The organism is Arthrobacter sp. CAN_A6, assembly GCF_015751715.1.
GTDB lineage: Bacteria > Actinomycetota > Actinomycetes > Actinomycetales > Micrococcaceae > Arthrobacter_D.
On record NZ_JADOUV010000003.1, the window covers coordinates 136,710 to 152,458 of the forward strand.

The 15,749-nt window shown below is 66.4% G+C and carries 10 protein-coding genes, 1 pseudogene and 1 riboswitch; all 11 genes and pseudogenes read right to left on the reverse strand.

Annotation, left to right across the window (positions count from 1 at the left end):
- Positions 1 to 424: 424 nt before the first annotated feature.
- Positions 425 to 1,993 (reverse strand): HNH endonuclease signature motif containing protein, encoded by a 1,569-nt coding sequence (locus IWX75_RS06885; protein ID WP_196821508.1) that lies wholly within the window; start codon positions 1,991 to 1,993, stop codon positions 425 to 427.
- 208 nt (positions 1,994 to 2,201) lie between these two features.
- A complete protein-coding gene (locus tag IWX75_RS06890; protein WP_334684161.1) occupies positions 2,202 to 3,551 on the reverse strand; it encodes an acyl-CoA dehydrogenase family protein in 1,350 nt (449 codons plus the stop codon).
- Entirely contained in the window at positions 3,548 to 5,476 is a 1,929-nt protein-coding gene (locus IWX75_RS06895) for a dipeptide ABC transporter ATP-binding protein (RefSeq protein WP_196821509.1), read from the reverse strand. Before IWX75_RS06895 ends, IWX75_RS06890 begins: the two co-directional genes overlap by 4 nt.
- A 2-nt stretch (positions 5,477 to 5,478) precedes the next feature.
- A complete protein-coding gene (locus IWX75_RS06900; RefSeq protein WP_334684162.1) occupies positions 5,479 to 6,216 on the reverse strand; it encodes an ABC transporter permease in 738 nt (245 codons plus the stop codon).
- 245 nt (positions 6,217 to 6,461) lie between these two features.
- A pseudogene (locus IWX75_RS06905) lies at positions 6,462 to 7,388 on the reverse strand (ABC transporter permease); the annotation flags it as partial.
- Positions 7,385 to 9,025, reverse strand: a complete 1,641-nt coding sequence (locus tag IWX75_RS06910; protein WP_334684163.1) for an ABC transporter substrate-binding protein — start codon at positions 9,023 to 9,025, stop codon at positions 7,385 to 7,387. The gene IWX75_RS06910 and the pseudogene IWX75_RS06905, both read right to left, overlap by 4 nt.
- A gap of 106 nt (positions 9,026 to 9,131) precedes the next feature.
- Positions 9,132 to 9,230: riboswitch (SAM riboswitch) on the reverse strand.
- A gap of 82 nt (positions 9,231 to 9,312) precedes the next feature.
- A complete protein-coding gene (locus tag IWX75_RS06915; protein ID WP_196821510.1) occupies positions 9,313 to 10,857 on the reverse strand; it encodes an arylsulfotransferase family protein in 1,545 nt (514 codons plus the stop codon).
- Positions 10,858 to 10,939: 82 nt separating this feature from the next.
- Complete coding sequence (locus tag IWX75_RS06920) at positions 10,940 to 11,815, reverse strand: pullulanase X25 domain-containing protein (RefSeq protein WP_196821511.1); 876 nt, start codon at positions 11,813 to 11,815, stop codon at positions 10,940 to 10,942.
- 708 nt (positions 11,816 to 12,523) lie between these two features.
- A complete protein-coding gene (locus IWX75_RS06925; protein WP_196821512.1) occupies positions 12,524 to 13,933 on the reverse strand; it encodes an MBL fold metallo-hydrolase in 1,410 nt (469 codons plus the stop codon).
- A 315-nt stretch (positions 13,934 to 14,248) separates the two neighbouring features.
- A complete protein-coding gene (locus IWX75_RS06930; protein WP_196821513.1) occupies positions 14,249 to 15,019 on the reverse strand; it encodes a sulfite exporter TauE/SafE family protein in 771 nt (256 codons plus the stop codon).
- Complete coding sequence (locus IWX75_RS06935) at positions 15,016 to 15,657, reverse strand: rhodanese-like domain-containing protein (protein ID WP_196821514.1); 642 nt, start codon at positions 15,655 to 15,657, stop codon at positions 15,016 to 15,018. Before IWX75_RS06935 ends, IWX75_RS06930 begins: the two co-directional genes overlap by 4 nt.
- Positions 15,658 to 15,749: the final 92 nt, after the last annotated feature.

Genomic DNA, 15,749 nt, shown 5'->3' on the forward strand with positions numbered 1-15,749 from the left:
ACTGTATGTGCGGTGGGTCACAACGTCAAGAGAGCGCTCTCTCGCATTTCAGGAACTTTCGGTAGTGACTTTCATCGACGGTCGCGGAGGTTGGTGAATTGCAGGTACTGACGCTGGGGCGCTGCCGCCGTACGTTGAACAGTGGCCGTTAGCGGTTCCGTTAACGGTTCCGTCAGCGGATCAAAGCTGCGGACCGCAGGGGCCAGCACCGAGAGCCGCGAGTCCTGCCCGATCGGCGTCGCCTTCGCCCAAGCGTGTTGCGCCACCGTTCGCCGCCATGAGTTGGGTGGAAACGTGGATATGGTCGAGTCCGATGACGTGGGTGAGCTCGTGACGATGACAGCGCGAACCCACTCCGGACCCTTCGAGCTTTCAGAGGAGCTTTGAAGCAGTTGGAACGTAGGGACGCACCCGGTTGCAAACCTCACTCATCGTTGTACAGGAGCTGCTCGTGGACTGCTGTCGCCACTTGCCAGAACCTGTTCCTTCGAGGAGCCTGGCCGGGGTCGAGGTACTTTGGTGGTTTGAACCACGGAATGCCGTGCCTTGATTCAACCATCCAGTTTCCCTCGTGGATGACGTGATGATGGCGTGAGCACAGAAGGACGCCGTCACTGATATTCGTCGTTCCGCCCCTGGCCCAGGGAACAATGTGGTGGGCTTCGCACCAAGTTGCCGGGATTGCGCAGTCCGGAAATCCGCAGCCCTTGTCCCTCGCAACAAGTCCGCGTCGCATGTGCGGCGGGAAGAGCCGCTGTGATCTTCCAATGTCGAGGATTTGGCCCTTCCCGCCGAGGACCAGCGGAATCAGGCCGGCATCACAGGCCAACCTCCGAATGCTGCGGGCGCTGATCTGCTGCCCGAAGACGGCGTGACCCGCGCGTTCCATCTCACCCACGAGGTCCTGATAGCTGATGGTCACCATCACCTGAGGCCGATGGCCGCCTGCTGCGGGAAGGCCGCCTGTCGACAGGGCAATCCGGCAGGCCGCAACCAATCCATCGAGGAGGCTCTGCGGCCGAGTGGGGCGGTCCGGATCTGCCTCGGAGGTGCTGCCCAACCCATCGACTGCATCGTGTGAATCACCTGATGCCGCGTGGTTCGCGGTGTGGACAGTCTTTCCCCGCGGGTTTGTCGCGGTGTTCATGACCGTGACCAGGTGCTCGAACTGCTCGTCAGTGGCGCCGATTTCCATGAAATGCAAACCGTGACGCCTGCCCCTGAGGAAGATTCCTTGCCGCGCTTTCAGCACCTTCTCCGTGGGTTCCTGCCCATCCTGATCCAGTACGCCCTCCCAACGACGAGCGAGCACCCGAAGGACGTCTTCATCCGATTCCACTGCCTGCCGGGTGAGGTGGTGTTCCATAGAGTCGAGCTGCAGTGGCGTTGCGAAGGACTGAACCCGGTGCACCGCGTCACAGATGATGGAGGCGGCGCGTCCGCTGACAAAGCCGGCAGCAACCGCCGAGCCCAACGCAGCCAGCGGGGCGGCGGTTGTGGCACCACACCCGGCAAGGGTGGGCAAGATGTTATCCGCGAGCCTCAAGCGGCGGTTTGCCTCGCTGCGGCTGATGCCGAGCCTGGCCCGCAGGTAGTCGGCACAGTTCGTGAATTCCGGAAGCGTGGAGGACTTGTCCTGCTGCCCGGCGTTACCAGAAGCGCCCCTCGAGCCACCTGCTGTGGTCCTTGTGACGCCACCACCGGGAACTTCCACGGAAATACTTTGCTCTGCCCGTGCGAGGAGGGAACCGGTTGCCTGCCGCTCTCCGGTAATGGCGATGTCCTGGTCCTGGACGGCACGAGCGGCCACCACCTGCAGATAGTCCACCAGCTTGGCGATTTCCTCGATCTTCACGAGCGTCTGTACCACTTCACGCCTGCTGAGTGTCAGGTATGTCTCCGCCATTCCCTGCCCGAAATAAAGGAGGTCGGACCGCACGGATTCGAGCGGAGTTCCACTCTCTCCGGGGTACTCGAGGGGTGCGATGGCCATGCCTAATTCTATCGAATGTACGTACTATTCCTGAGGAAGTCATGCCCTTGTGGAGGGGAAGTGGTAGCACTATTCCTCCACAGGAGGAAGGTGCCACAGCACCTGATGTAATGATCCTCGGCTGATGTCAGAAGTTACTCTCCGCTAATTGGGGCTCTGGCGGCATCGTTCATGGGCAGGTGCAGCCGTCCGCACCCGCCCATGACCCCTATTCGGAAGGCTTGGCCGTCCCCGCACGCCACACGAAGTCCGGCACGGTCCCATTGATTTCCCAGTCTCCGACGACCCGCGACTTGTACACCACCGGATTGTGCGAGGAGATCACCCTCGCGTTCCGCCAATGCCGGTCCAACTGCAGCCCGCGCCGCGTTGAGGACGCCCCCAACGCATCGAAGATGGTGGTGCACGCGCGCTGAACCAGTTCAGTGACCACAATCTGCGCCTGGGAGGAGCCGAATTCGACGTCGAGCGCGGCCCGGTCTGCGGAAGTCCTGGCGCCAGCGTGGTCAGGGTCGAGGCCACCGATGGCATCGAGCGCGGCCCTGCCCGCGGCGTGCCCGGCTTCCACGTCTCCAGCTACCCGGGCAGTGCCGTCAGCGCCATCGGCAGCACAATTAATTAAATCTTCATGCGCCTCGAACGCCTCCTGCAACTGCTCAGCCACCTGGAGCGCCGCAGCCTCGGCAGTGAACGCGAGGGCCGACACCTCGCCGACGATCTGTTGGATCTGGATGTCCTCACTCGGCCGCACCTGGCTCCCGTGACTGAACGTCCGCGTCCGCCCGCGCACTTCGGCGGCGACGTCGCGCACTGCCGCCTTCGCGATTCCGGCAAGCGTCGCCACATGGATCAGCTGGTACACGCCCGTGTTGTAGGGCGCGTGTTCCGTTTCGACCAGGACATCCGTCAGCGGCACCCGCACGTCGGTGAACACCGTCGTACCGCTCGCAGTCAGCCGCTGGCCGAAGCCGTCCCAGTCGTCGATGATCTCGACGCCCGGTGCATCGCGTCGCACCAGCGCAATGACGTCGACTCCGTCGGGCGTCCGCGTACCCGTCTGGATCCAGTCCGCATACAGGCTTCCTGTCGTGTAGTACTTCGTGCCGTTCACGCGGTACGCATCGCCGTCGCGCTCGATCGTCGTACTCACCCCGCCGACGGCGACCGGTCCGGTCTCCGTCCACGCGTTGCCGAGCAGTGCGCCGGCGGCCACACGGCTCAGCCATTCGCCGTCGTCGGCATACAGCCGGTCCTCCACGAACGCGATGTGCGAACGCAGCGCCTGCGCAAGGTTCGATTCCGCCGCGGCCAGCTCGATCAGCAGCCGGAAGAAGTGCGGCGCCGAAACGCCCGCACCGCCGTATTGCCGCGGCACGCGCAGTGCGCCGAAGCCGGCATCGGCAAGCAGCCGGACCTGTTCGTGCAGCAGCGTCCGGTCTGTCTCGCGCTCCGCGGAACCAGCAGCAATTTGCTTGAACAGCGGCCGGAAATGAGCCGCGAGTGAGGCATAGGACGCGTAGGCGGGGAGGGTTCGGGAATCGAGGGAGGTGGTGGTCACGATACTGCTCCTTGTGCTGGTGATGAGGGTAGGACCCTTGCCGGCATTTCGGGAACGGCCGCGAGCAGCGCCCGCGTGTAGTCGGTCGCCGGGTTGGAGAACAACGATGACGCCGTACCCGACTCCACCACGCGGCCGTCCTTCATCACGAGGACGTCGTCGCTCACGTGGTGGATCACGCCGAGGTCGTGGCTGATGAAGAGGTAGCTGAGGCCCAGTTGTTCCTGCAGGTCGGCGAGGAGGTCCAGCACTTGCGCCTGGATGGAGACGTCGAGCGCCGAGACCGGTTCGTCGAGCAGCAGGACCCGCGGCTGCAGGGCGAGCGCCCGCGCAATCGCGACCCGCTGCCGCTGACCACCCGAGAGGGTCAGCGGGCGACGGCTGATGAGATCGAGCGGTAGGCCCACCTGTTCGAGGAGCGACGCCGCCCGATCATTCCGCTCGTCCGCGGTACCCACCGCGCCGGCATCGAGCGCGTCGGTGATGACGCGTCCCACGCTGAAGCGCGGATCGAACGAGCTCAGCGGATCCTGGTTCACCAGCTGGATGTCGGGCCGGTGCTGCCGCCGCTGCGCTTCGGTAACGACGGAGGTAACGATGCCGAGGGGGACACCGGAGTCGGCGGAACCCCCACTAACGACATGCGCAGCCGAATGACGGCCTCTGCGCACCTGGCCGGGCGGAAAACCAGCTGCTCCGGTCTCGAAGCCGGAATTCCCTGAGCCAGTCACCCCTGCAGGAGAATCAGAACCTGCCCGAGAACCGTCACCGGCAACGCCCGCCGCCCCTGCAGCTGCAGCAGCCGAGCCGCCCCCGTGGGCAAACCCTGAGAAAGCGCCCACCCACGGCAGCCCGCCCAGCGTCACCGTGCCGGCGTCGGGCTCGGTCAGCCCCAGCGCAATGCGCGCCGTCGTCGACTTGCCTGAGCCCGATTCACCGACGATGCCCAGCGTCCGCCCCGCCGGCAGGGTAAAGGAGACGTCGTCGACAACGGTGCGCCGCGTCCCGCCCGGCCCCGGATAGCTCTTCACCAGTCCGCGTGCCTCAAGCGCTGGAGCATCGGACGAGAACGTCGACGGCCGAGAAGGCCGAGCGGCAACCGACACCCGCGGCACCGACGACAGCCGCGTCCCCTTGCCCGCCGCCGACGGCACGGCGTCGATGAGTTGCCGCGTGTACTCGTGCCGCGGATTGCCCAGTACCTCGGAGGCCCGCCCCGACTCGACGATGCGCCCGTTCTGCATCACGGCGATCTCGTCGGCGAGGTGGCTGACGACGGCGAGGTCATGCGAGATGAAGATCAGCCCGCGCCCCTGCTCCTTCAGGCCCGCAAGCAGTTCGAGGATCTGGGCCTGCACCGTGGCGTCGAGCGCGGTGGTCGGCTCGTCGGCGATCACGAGCCGGGGATTCAGCACCGTGGCCTGCGCAATCAGCGCACGCTGCCGCAGCCCACCGGACAGCTCGCCGGAGCGCTGGCGGGCACGGACCTCGGGGTCCGGAATGCCGGCGTCGCGCAGGGCTGCGAAGATGCGGGACTGCCGCTCATCCCGCCCCCGGACGCCGTGCGCCCGCAGTGCCTCGTCGATCTCCTGACCAACGGTGCGCAGCGGATCGAGGGAGACGAGCGCATCCTGCAGCACGTACCCGATGTCCTTGCCGCGCAAACGCCGCCACTGCCGCTCAGAGAGCCGTGACGCATCGTGCCCCAGCACCTCGAGCCGGTCCGCGGACACCCGCGCATTCGGGGCGTTGAGCCCGACGAGGGTCCGCGCGGTCACGGTCTTGCCGGATCCGGATTCACCCACGAGGGCGAGGGCCTTGCCCGGTGCCAGGGCCAGCGACACGTCGCGGACGACGTCGACCGGCCCCCGCGGCGTCGTGAAGGAGACGTTGAGGTTGTCGATGGAGAGAAGTGGTGCAGTCATGGTCAGACCTCTGCTTCGAGTCGGCGCTGCAGGTGGTGGCCCACCACGGTGGTGGTCAGCGCGGCGAGGGTGATGAAGATGCCGGGGAACGCCGCGATCCACCAGGCGACCTGGAGGTAGTTGCGGCCGTCGGCGAGCGTGGCGCCCCATTCGGCGGCCGGCGGCTGTGCACCGAGGCCGAGGAAGCTCAGCGACGACGCCCAGACGATGGCCTGCCCGACGCCGAGCGTGACGAGGACGAACAGCGGCCGCACCACGTTGGGCACGATGGTGTGGAGGAGGATGTGCGAGCGCGAACGCCCCAGCGACAGCGCGGTCTCGACGTACGGAGCGGCGATGACCTGCAGCGTCTGGGTACGCAGCATCCGCGCGTAGCCGGGCGCGGTACCGACGCCGACGGCGATGGCTGCCGTCACGACGCCGGTTCCGGATACCGCGATCACGATCAGCGCGAGCAGCAGGCCGGGGAACGCGAAGAGCACCTCGACGAAGCGGCAGATCGCGGAGTCGAGCCATTTGCCGGACACGCCGGCGGTGATGCCGAGCGCACCGCCGAGGATCAGCCCGATGGCCGTGGCGGACAGTCCGAGCAGCAGCGACTGGCCGGTTCCGGCGATGACCCGCGAGAAGACGTCGCGCCCGTTCTGGTCGGTGCCGAAGAAGTGCGCGGCATTGGGTGCCTGGAACGCGCTGGCCGGGTCGATGACGTACGGGTCCTGCTGCAGGAACAGCGACGGCACGACGGCGGCCAGCACCAGGAACGTGAGCAGTGCGCCCGCGATCCAGACCCCGATCGGCGTGCCGTGCAGGAAGCGAGCCGCCCGCGAGGGAGTGCGCGGGGCGGAAGGTGCGGGAGCCGGGGAGCCGGGACCCGCCGTCGTCGTTGGTTCGAGTGCCAGGCTCGTGCTGCACTTCCCTTCGGGTTGGTGCGGGGATCCACCACGCGGTAGAGGAGGTCCACGGCGAGGTTCACGAGGATGTAGACCGCGGCGATGAGAAACACCACCGCGAGGGTGATGGGGAGGTCGCGGTTGAGAATGGCGTCCACGAGGGAACGGCCGAGGCCTGGGCGGGCGAAGATGATCTCCGCAACCACCGCCGAGCTGATGAGTGAGCCCACGGCCCAGGCCGAGAGCGTGATGCCCGGCAGGATCGCGTGCCGCAGGGCGTGGGTGATGCGGACGGCGGTGTCGCTCAGGCCGCGGGCCCGGGCACTGAGGATGAACGGCTGCGCCAGCGCGTCCTCGAAGGACGCGCGGGTGACCTGCGCGATGAACCCGGCGAGCGGAATCGCGAGGGACAGCGCGGGCAGCACGAGCGAGCGGAAGCCGTCATTGCCCGCCACGGGGAACCAGCCGAGGACGACGGCGAACACCACCGCGAGCATGATGCCCACCCAGAACTGGGGGAGCGAGGCGAAGAAAACCTCGACGCCTCGTCCCACGGAATCGAGAACGCGTCCCCGCCCGACGGTCAGCAGGGTGAAGGCCAGCGCGATGATCCACGCGAAGACCAGCGCGAGGCCGGCCAGCTGGAAGGTGGGGAGGATCTGCGGGCCGAGGATTTCCAGGACCGGCACCTTGAAGATGTAGGACGTGCCGAAGTTCCCGGTGAAGAGGCCGCCGAGGTAGGCGAGGTACTGGACGAGGACGGGCTGGTCGAGGCCGTACTCGGCCTTCACCGCCGCCACGGTCTCGGGCGACGGAGAGGAACCGGCACCGCCGAGGATCGCCGTGATCGGATCGCCCGGGGTCAGCCGGAGGACAAAGAACGTCAGCGTGACCGCGGCCCAGAGGACGAAGATGCTGCCCGCCGCCCGCTGGGCGATGACCTTGCCGGCCGCACCGGCCGTCGCCGTCGTGCGGGGCGCCGCACTCAATGGATCGAGGTGCTTGGAATCGAGGGTGCTCATGGCTGGTCAACCGCCGTCACGTCGTAGAGGTAGGGGAGGGACAGGCTCGGCTCGAGGGCGAAATTCCCGAAGCGGTCGCTGCGGAGTGCCACCTGGCTGGCTTGGTTGTAGAGGGGGAGCTGCAGGGCGTTGTCGCTGACGATCTGCTGGGCCTGGTAGTAGAGGTCCTCGCGGGTTTCCGCGTCATCGGTGGCGAGGGCCTCGTTGAGGATGCCGTCGAGTTCCGGGTTGCGGAAGCCCGAGCCGTTGGCCACGAAGCCGGCCGACTCGGTGTATTCCGAGGAGAAGACGATCCGGAGCACGTCGGCGGTGTTGGTGTTCCAGTAGTCGGCACGGAGGTCGTACTCGAAGTTGTTGCCCTGTTCGCTGACCGTCGCGGCGTCACCGTTCTCGATGAGGACCTCGAAGCCCACCTGCTTGGCGGTCGCCTGGATCTGGGTGACCAGTGCCTGGTGTGCCGTCGGCCAGGAGTTCGGTGTATAGGGGAAGTGGACGGTGAGGCGCTCGCCGTCCTTCGTGCGGTAGCCGTCGTCGTCGCGCCCGGTCCAGCCGGCGTCGTCGAGCAGCTGGTTCGCCTCGTCCGGATCGGGGGCGTAGACGTCCTCGAAGTCGGGCGAGTAGAAGGTGGTGGTGGAGCTCAGCGGACCGCCGGCCTTCGTGACGGTGCCGAAATAGACGCTGTTGATGCCGGCATCCACATAGGCGCTCCGCAGGAAGGCCTTGCGGACGTCGAGGTCGTCGAAGGGTGGGCGCGTGGTGTTGAGGATCAGGTTGGTGGGGTTGCCGGGGCGGTCCTGCAGGATGAGCTCGACGTTGGGGTCGGACTCGGCCTCGTCGAAGTGGACGCTCGGCATGAGGTCCAGGGCGTCCACCTGGCCGGCACGGAGCAGGCCGTAGCGCGTCGAGTCCTCGGGGACGATGCGCCACTCGATGGTCTCGAGGTACGCCGGCCCCTGATGTTCGGCGAACGGCGGAGCGGAGTTGTAGTCCTCGTTGCGGACCAGGGTGGCCTTCGACTGCGGAACGTAGTCGACGATCTTGAACGGGCCCGTCCCCACCGGAGCGTTGCAGTTCTCCGCCTGCGGACGCTTGAGCGCCTCGGGGGACTGGATGCCGAGGAAGGGCTGCGCAAGCACCTCGAGGAATGCGGCATAGGGACGATTCAGGGTCACGACGGCGGTATCCGCGGCCACCACCTCGGTTCCGGCATACGGCTTGAGGTAGCCTCCCGCGGTGCCGGACTGGGTATCCGGATCCACCATGTGGTCGAGGTTCGCCTTGACCGCCTCCGCCGTCAGTGGGGTGCCGTCCGTGAAGGTGACGTCGGTGCGGACGGTGAACGTGTAGGTGAGGCCGTCCGCCGAGACCGCCCAGTCCGAGGCGAGCCACGGGTGGATGGTGCCGTCCTTGTCCTGCGACACCAGGGAGTCGAGGTAGTTGGCGGCGATGGAGGCCTGGGGCATATCGCCGTTGACGTGGGGGTCGAGGCAGGAGATGTCCTTGCCGGTGGCGAAGACGAATGGAGTGTCCTCCCCGGCATTCGCGGCACCTCCGCAGCCGGACAGCAGAAGGCCTGCGACGGCGGTGAGGGCGATCTTTTTACGTCCAGCTCGACTGGCTGGGGTGGTGTGCTGCACGTTGGGCTCCTGTACTCATCGCCCGACGGAGGGGCGCACAGGGCAACGCGGAGCTTCCCCGGGCGTGCGACAGCACGGCGGGTAAAGACCAACGAAGCTTTTGGCTTCTCCATCGGTCCTGGCAGTAGCACCGTTCTTCGTTGTTATCCGAAGAGGGTTGCTGCGGCGTCGTCGATCCAGGTCTCTCGGCCGCTCGGGATGGTTATGGCTTCATTCAAACCGACTCGGGCAGCGTTGGCCAATGGTCCGCGTCACAGGAGGACTTTTTCGAATCCGTTCCGGCGGAGTCAGTCGGCGACGCCGGTACCCAGCTCGTTCCCGCTGGCATCGAGCGCCTGGACGGCCACGTAGGCTGCGTCCTCGGGGAGGGGAATCTCGGTTTCGAAGGATTCCCGAGCCACGGTTGCGCCTTCGGTGGCGGTCGCTTCGTCGGCACCTGTCAGGAGCCGCCATTGCGCCACCCCGGTGGCTCCGTTCCACGAGACGTAGGCGGTGCTGGCGCCGTCGTTCTCCTGGACCACCACATCCGGCGGTGTGGCCGGCTGGCCCTGCCACGCTGATTTGTAAGCGCGGTAGCTGCCGTCCCCGCCGAGTGAAACGTCATAGATGAGCGTGCCGTCCGCAGTGAATTCGGAGTAGAACGGCTGGGCGCCCCAGCTGATCAGGATATTGCCGTTGGGGAGTTCGTTGGTGTTGGCCATGCTTCCGGCAGTGCGGTCCTCCGGCGGAAGGTATTCGGTGACCACAGCGGCGGTCATCGCCTCCTCGTCGAGCTGGAGCCGCAAGCCGCGGGAGTTGTCCCCGAAATTTTCATTTGAGGCGTTGTCGAAGAGGGTCAGGGTGCCGTCGGGTGAGCGCCGGGCGTCGTGCTGCCAGGAGAACTCGGCACCGTCTCCCAGCTCGAAGTCGTTGGCCGTCCCGCCCAAGGTCCAGTCCAACTCACCCGTGGCGCGATCGATCCGGTAGATGGCACTTGTATGACGCGCGGAAACCAGGATGCCGTCGTCGTCCTCCGCTATCGAATTGACGTGGAGGTAGTCGAAGGGACTTTCCTCGGTACCCACCGCCTCGTCGTCGTCCTGTGGTGCCTCGAAGTCCTGGGTGCGCAGCGCCCCGGCGTCCCGCGCTGCGCCGAAGGCCTGGAGGGTGTCCGAGACCGGGATGTGGTCGAGCGAGCTCCACTCGAAGAGGACGTCGCCTGTGGCGATGTCGATCTCCTGGATCACGGCTTCCTCGACCCAGCCGGCCGCCGGGCCGCCGAGTTCCGAGAGGTCCGCCTCAGCGGGGTGATAGGCGCTGATCAGCATGGTCCCCCGGGGCGTGATGGTCGAGTCGTGGAAGTCGGCGTTACCGGGGGCCAGCTCGCCTCCGGTAGTGACGCTGGCAATTTCCTCGTAGGACCGGTTCAGGATAGTGAAGGTACCGTCTCCCTTGCCGCCGCCGCTGCTTCCCTCATACAGGGTGAGCACGGGTTCACCCTGGTACTCCTGGACCCGGAGCTCGAACTGGTCGTCCTGCGAGTCGTCCGGGTCGGCGGGATTGATCCAGACAGGTTCTCCCGCTGCGTCCAGCACCAGCCCGCCCGTTGTCGGTGGTTGGTCCGGGAAACCGGGCGTGAGGAAGATGAGTTCCTCCGAGGTCACGTAACCCGGCTCCCAAGCCTCACCCTGTTCGAGCTCGACGACGGGAGGGGCCAGGTCCGGACGGCTGTTATAGCTGTGGGACGAGGTCTGCTGGGTGTCCCCTTCCGCTGCGGTGCAGGCCGTCGCGGTGAGCGCCACGGTGCAGATCGCCGCGAGCCCGGGTAGGCCACGCTTCCGATGGGTGGTCATGGGGAAAGCCTTCCCGGGTTCACCGGGGAGCGCAATCGATTTGTGACCTTGGCTAGCCGACGGCCTCGTTCGGCGGAAGGTGCTAGCTGGTCTCGATGTCCTTCGTGGCGTAGTCGAAGCGGAACGTCACTGCGGTGTCGGAGAGTAGGCGCAGCTCGTGGTTTGCGCCGTCGCGAACCCCGTAGGCACCGTAGTTCTCGTCCCAGGAACCGTTGACTACGATCTTGTACTGGTAGGTGCCGGCGGGCAGCTGGAGGGTCTGCTTCCAGATGTTCTCCACGGCGTCGTAGTCGAGCTGCAGTCCATGAAGGTTCGTGGTCCAGTGTCCGGCCTCGCCGAAGAGCGGGTTGAAGTCCCCGGCGAGTGCGACGGACTGCGGCTGGTCCTGCCACGCGTCGTTGGGTGCTTGCCCACCGTCTACTGGTGCCTGCTCTGCTGGGGCGACGACGTCGGACGCGGGCGCTTCCGGCACGACGAGGTCCTCCTCGACCAGCGCGGGCTGAGCCGGGTCCTCGTCCTGGTCGCCGGAGTCGAACACGTGTGCGGACGCTGGCGATGGGTCCTCCTGCACCTGCTCCGGTACCTGCTGCACATGCACTGGAAGTTCTTCCTGGACCTGCCCTGCCGCTGACTTGGGACCCTGCCCTTCTACGGGCTTGGGCTCGGGCACCGGCTTGCCGCTGGCCATGGCGTCACTGAATGCCTCTGCGTCGGGAAAGGCAGCGAGAGCGCGGACGCCCTCCTCGGTTGCGGTCCAGCCGTTACGAACCTTGACGAGCCAGCCGGCCTTGACGAGCTTCGACGTCGCCGTCGTCAGCTGCTTGTAGCCGCGAGGTACACCGCTGGAGAGGAGCTCGGCCTCAGTAGTGTCGAACGGAACCTTCGCCACCACCTGGGCCATCAGCTCGCTGGGGGCTACGGCCGTTCCCGATGCCTGGTGGCGCGCCAGCAGGTCCAAAGTGGTGCGCAGTCGTTCGTTGAGGCGGTTCCGGGAGGCGATGACAAGCTCCTTCTGAGGCGGGGATGCGGGGTAGTGGTCCTGATTTTATCGGATTCGTCAACGCCTGGTGCCAGCCTCCCAAGATGACTGCCGCATCAGATGGACGACCGGCACAACGCACTGAGGAGAGAAGACTTATGGCAGGGAAGGGGAATCCTGACTCGGCCGTCAGCCGACGGACAGCACATTGCTGGTTCAGTGGCAACCGACACGGTGTGTGCGGCGACGACGAGAAGGGCTGTTGTGTTTTACAGTCAGCTTTCGCCGAGGGTCCGTAGGCGTACCGGGCCATACCGAAAGCCACCCCGACCACCGCCGCCCCAGCCACACCTATGCGGCCACCCGCGGAAAGTTTCACAAATACCACGTCATCCTGCATCCCGCGTCGTGCACGGGAGCCGCTGCCCGCCTCACCGAATCGGCGTCCAGGCGCATCCAACCTGAGTGCTCCTGCTGATCGGTGTTGCGGTGAAGCTACCGGAGAGCCACTCAAACCGTCCGTCTCAGCCCGGGTGATCCGTTGACGGGCGTCAGGTTTTAGGAGTAGCAACCGGGCCGCGTCGGTGGCTGGGTAGTGTTGGCGCTTACCCGGGTACGGAAGGCCACGTGCGATTCAGCCAGGAAGCCCGCCAGGTGCCCACCCCAGCCAACGAGCGGGGTCGATGGTCAGTTGGTGGGAGCGGTTCTCCGGGCCTGCTGCCAGGAGTTCCAGGCGGCGTAGCTGCCATCGAGTTCGACGACGTCGTAACCGGCCCGGCGCAGGGCGCTGGCCACGACGGAGTTGCGGAGTCCGCTTTGGCAGTAGGTGACGATGGTCCCGTCGATGGGGAGTTCGTCGAGGTGCCACAGAACGCGTCCGCCGTTGAGCTGGTGCGCTCCGGGGATGTGCCCCGCAGTGTGTTCGGTGCGGTTGCGGACGTCCAGAATCACGGCCGCGTCGAATCCGTGGAGGTCGGCGGGCTGGATCAGGGCGGGTTTGGTGGCGGGTAGTCCGTCGATGCTGGTGACGTACCCGGCAACATTGTCGATGCCGACGCGGATGAGGTGGTCCCGGATGTCCTGCGCCTGGTCCTGGCCGGTGGCGAGCAGGACCAGGGGGTTCGTGTCCGTCTCGGGGTTCACCACCCATGCGCCGTACGTGGCAATCGCAGCGCCGGCGGGGATGTTCAGGGACCTCTCCACCGTGCCCTGGTGCACGTCCTTCGCGGAACGGGTGTCGATGAACGTCACCGTGTCCGCGGCGAGACCGGTGGCGACCTCGTCCTGGTCGAGTTCGATCAGGGGGGCGCGTTCTCCCAGCACGGCGGGGCCTTCCCGGTTCTCGTGCTTCATCCGGCCGAAGTAGGAGTGGGCGTCGGGTTGCCCGTCGAGGAGCTCGTCGATGAAGCCCTGCTCATCGTTGGCGGCGAGGTATGGGCCCCACCAGGAGTAGAGCCGCTCGTAGCCGACGGTCGAGGACGGGATAGCGCCGAGTGCTTTGCCGCAGGCGCTGCCGGCACCGTGGGCGGGGTGGACCTGGACGTGGTCGGGCAGGGTCAGGAACTTTTTCTGCAGGCTCCGAAACAGTTGCTTGGCGCCCTCGAAACGGGTGTCGACGCCTCCTGCGGCCTCATCGAGAAGGTCCGGGCGGCCCAGGTCCCCGGAGAACACGAAGTCGCCGGAAAGCAGGTAGCCGGCCTGGTTGCTGAATGCGCCGTCGGTGACGAGGAAGGACAGGTGCTCCGGCGTGTGCCCAGGGGTGTGGAGGGCTTGCAGGGTGATGTTGCCCAGGGTGATGGTGTCCCCATCATGCAGGCGTGTCCCGTCGAATCCGTACTGCCATTCCGGTCCGCCCTCACCGGACACGTAGATCGCAGCCCCGGTGGCGGCCGCCAGTTCGCGGGTGCCGGAGAGGTAATCGGCGTGGATATGTGTCTCGGTGGCAGCGGTGATTCTCAGGTTGTTCTTCGCCGCCAGGTCCCGGTAGACGGCAATGTCGCGGCGTCCATCGACCACGACGGCTTCGCCCGTGGACTGGCAGCCGATCAGGTAACTGGCCTGGGCGAGGTCTTCGTCGTAGATGCGCTCTAGCAGCATTTGGTGCTCTCTTTCATCGATTTGTGGATCTGACGCCCGTGGGGGACTACTTCGAATACCCCTGGGGGTATCCGCTGGTATCCATCGTAATACCCCTGGGGGTATACGGCAAGGTGGGCGAGATTCCGGTCGAACAGTCGCGTGGTGTTGGGCGAAGGGAGTGCGGAACCGAACCAGGAACGGGACAGGTCCTGGCAGGCACCCGGAAGGAGGGAACCGGCTCCGCGTGCCGACAGTGCGTCAGCAGTGCCGGCGTGGCAGGGCGTCAGGTGTCAGGTGGTGGGAAGTCCTGCAGGTGACTGGTCCTGTGGTTGGTCAGGCGGGGATCAGGGTGGTGGCGGTGCTCAGGGTCACCCAGGCGGCAACGGCAAAGATGAGGACGGCGAACGAGATGCGGATGTGGCGGTCGTCGAGTCGGCGCGCAAACCGCGCTGCTGCAAGGGAACCAAGGATGGCGGGGACGGCGAAGGCGAGGACGATCGGCCAGTTGATCGTGAAACCTGCCGCATGGGCGCTGAAACCGGCCGCCGAGTTGAGCACGATGATCGCCAGGGAAGACCCGACGGCGTGTTTCATCCGCAGCCCCAGGAATAGTGTCAGGGCCGGGGTGAGCAGGAATCCTCCACCGACACCCAGGAGCCCGGTGAGGAACCCGACCAGCAGGCCCACGGCGACTGCCTTCGGAGCGCAGGTGCGGAAAGATCTGCCGGGTCCGGAGCTGCAGGAGCCCTGGGCTTCGGTGGTGCGACCGAGCATCCGAATGCCGGCGATAATCATGATGCCAGCGAAGGCAAGCATCAGGACTTCCGGGTCCACCAATCGGCCCACCGCTGTTCCCACCCACGCGGACGGGATGCCGGCAGTGCCGACGAGGAGGATCACCGGCCAGTTCAGGCCTGCACCCACCCGCGGGATCAGTGCGGCCAGGGAGGAAACGCCCACGACCAGCAACGACGTGGGAATCGCTTCTGCCGGGCTCATGCCCACCCCGTAGACCAGGGCGGGGACGGCGACGATGGACCCGCCGCCGCCCACCACGCCGAGGACGATCCCGACGGCAAGCCCGAGGATCAGGGCGGCGATCACGCCGCCGGCACCTCGCCGGTCCGGCTGCTCACTGAAGGAAACTGCAGGATGGCTGATTCACGGGTGGGTTCCTGGGCTGCCTTGTTCCAGGGCATCGCGGACAGGGCCCGTCCCATGGCGCACGTGTTCGTCGCCGCGGAGAACGTCAGGCCGGTCCCGATAGCGCCGGCCAGCAGGCGGACCTTCGGAGAGATGAACCGCCCACCGGCCAGGCCGACCAGAACCAGGGATCCGGCCGTGAGGCGGACCTGCCGTTCGAGGTCCCAGCGAGCCTTGCCGCGTACCACGCCGCCTCCGTCAGCTGCGAACCCCGGGACGCCGCCGGTGAGGACGTGGGCGGCGCCGATCCCTGAGGCTGCCAAGCGTTGGCGTGCCTGTTCGGCCCGGACGCCTGACTGGCAGGCCAGAACCACCCGGCTGCCCAGACGGGCGGCGAACTCGTGCGTGTGTTCAGAGAGCAAGGGCAGCGGGACGTTGTAGGAGCCACGGATATGCAGGGACTCGAATTCTGCCGCCGAACGTACGTCGATCACCACGACGTCCTCATTTCCGGCAATCCAACTCCGCAGCGTGCCGGGATCGAGCGCGGTCAGGGTTGCCGTCGAGGACGAAGAGGTCGAGGAAGAGGGGGTGCTCACAGGGAAGCCTTTCGATCAGAAGGGAAATAGATACCCCCCGGAGTATTCCGCATACCCCCGGGGGTAGTCAAAATACCGGTGGGGGTATAAGC